The sequence below is a fragment of the Fulvivirga aurantia genome (genome assembly GCF_009711475.1).
In the GTDB taxonomy this organism is placed as follows: domain Bacteria; phylum Bacteroidota; class Bacteroidia; order Cytophagales; family Cyclobacteriaceae; genus Fulvivirga; species Fulvivirga aurantia.
Genome location: NZ_SMMD01000399.1, coordinates 1 through 2,371 on the forward strand (window position 1 = coordinate 1; position 2,371 = coordinate 2,371).

General features: G+C 40.2%; 2 protein-coding genes. Both read right to left on the reverse strand.

Annotated elements, in window-relative coordinates; genetic code table 11:
- Positions 1-2,071: NADH-quinone oxidoreductase subunit L (gene nuoL / locus E1176_RS02220; RefSeq protein WP_155208945.1), on the reverse strand; the 2,071-nt coding region annotated here is incomplete at its 3' end.
- A gap of 3 nt (positions 2,072-2,074) precedes the next feature.
- Complete coding sequence (nuoK, locus tag E1176_RS02225; RefSeq protein WP_185152567.1) at positions 2,075-2,368, reverse strand: NADH-quinone oxidoreductase subunit NuoK; 294 nt, start codon at positions 2,366-2,368, stop codon at positions 2,075-2,077.
- Between the last annotated feature and the right edge of the window lie 3 nt (positions 2,369-2,371).

Consider the following 2,371-nt stretch of genomic DNA (forward strand, 5'->3'; position numbering starts at 1 on the left):
TCTGTACTTTACCTCCTTGCACAGATTTAGTTATTTTACCAACGGTGCCAGCAAGATGAGCCACCAAATTTACAACTCCGTCTACAAGGGCTTTATCGATCCAGGCGATTGCGTGAGCAAAAATGACATTTATGACACCAAATACATTAATAGCCCTATCTATTACATTCCTTTCTACAAAAGCACTACCATCTGCCAACCAGGTTACAGGTCTCTGTACAAAGTGAAAATAAAGAGGGTCAAGGTACCAGTTATAGTAAGACAGCTTTCTAAAGAAACCTATAGCGACAGGTCGGGTAAAATAAGCTTGAGCGTATTTACCTTTTGGCTTATAAATAAAATAAGCAGCTATGATACCGACCAGCACCAGCATAATAGAAATACCACTTACCCATATGTGGTTATCTGCAGCAACAGTCACCAAGGCCGACTGCCATCGTGCATCAAAACCCGGGGAGATAATAGTTGGAGTGTCTATAGCCAACAAAAACCAACTTGTATTGAAATCAAACGGATTAAATGACCATACCAAGCCGATGGAGAGCACTGCTAAAATTACTAAGCTCACCTTTATCAATAATGGTGATTCGATTACAGATTCTTTTATACTCCTGTGTTTTGCCAACCTAAACTCACCAAAAAAGACCAACAGTATCTGTCTCGTCATGTAAATGGCTGTAAGCACCACTGTCACAAACCCTAAATCAGGGATGATATAATACCAGGAAAACCCGTCTCCTCCCATCACACTAGCCCATGCATAAGCACCGGATAATAAAGCATCTTTAGACAGAAATCCTGAGAAAAAAGGAATACCTATGAGTGCGAGTGTCGCTATTACATAAGCAGAAAATGTTATTGGAAGATGCTTACGAAGACCGCCCATGTTTCTCATATCCTGTGCGTCAAAATGGATGTCATTTTTATGCTCGAACTGATGTAGTGCATAGATTACTGACCCTGCTGATAAAAACAGACAGGCTTTAAAAAATGCATGCGTGAATAAATGGAAATATGCCGCGTCATACGCTCCCACTCCGATGCCCATAAGCATATAACCCAATTGAGAAATGGTGGAATAGGCTAATACTTTTTTAATATCGTGTTGTGTAAGAGCGGCAATGGCACCCATAAAAGCCGTGATTGCTCCTATAATTGCGATAACTGTGAGTACATCTATATTTAAAAGCGCAAACACCCTAATCATTAGGTACACTCCTGCTGCCACCATGGTAGCTGCATGGATAAGTGCTGATATTGGCGTAGGACCTTCCATCGCATCTGGAAGCCAAACCTGCAATGGAAACTGAGCAGATTTACCTACTGCGCCTAGAAAAATACAAATGCCTGCTATTGTGAGCCAGATTTGATCAACCACAATATTTCCAGACATCCATAGGCCATTTTCAATATTACTCTGAGCCATCAGCGCTGTTAAGCTCGCCAGGTCAAGTGTATGTAATTGTGACCATAATATTGCCAGCCCTAAGATAAACCCGGCATCTCCTACCCTATTAACAATAAACGCCTTATTGGCCGCAAACGTAGCGCTGTCTTTCTTATACCAATGACCGATTAGCAAATAAGAAGAAAGACCGACCAGCTCCCAAAACATAAAAATGATTAGCAGATTATCAGCAATCACAATACCGGCCATAGAGAAGGTAAATAGACCCAGGAAGGCAAAATATTTCTTAAACCCCTCGTCACCTGCCATGTATTTGATAGAATAGAGATGCACAATAGCAGAAATGAGCATGACTACAATAAGCATAGTCGCAGCTTCAAAATTAATAAGTACACCTGCCGTAAAATCAGGATAATTACTGAAAGAGAACCAATTTATATTAGCCTGAAATGTATTACCCGGCCAAACCAGGGATAGTAAATACACTGATAAAACAGTAGCTGATAGCAGAATGCCTGTGCTTACAATGGCTATAAGCTGGTGGTGTTTCTTATTGATTAAACCAACTACTATAAAAGAAAGAAGAGGTAGCAAGAATATTACAACCCCAAGTATGGGTGCTGCAGACCATATATTCTCACCTACATTGATAATTTCTTCCAACTCTTAACCCTTTAATTGATTAATTCTATCGAGGTCAACCGTTTTAAAGTGGTTGTATAGTTTAATGACTATTGCCAAGGCCACGGCTGCTTCAGCTGCAGCGACAACAATTACAAAAAGAGCAAAAAACTGCCCCGCGACTTTTGTATCTGTCATACTCATGGCAACAAAATTAATATTAGCCGCATTGAGCATTAGTTCTATCCCCATCAAAACTACGATGGCATTTTTCTTTGTTATACAGACCATGAGTCCGATACTAAAAAGAAGAGCACTTAAGATATAGTAATACTCGATCTC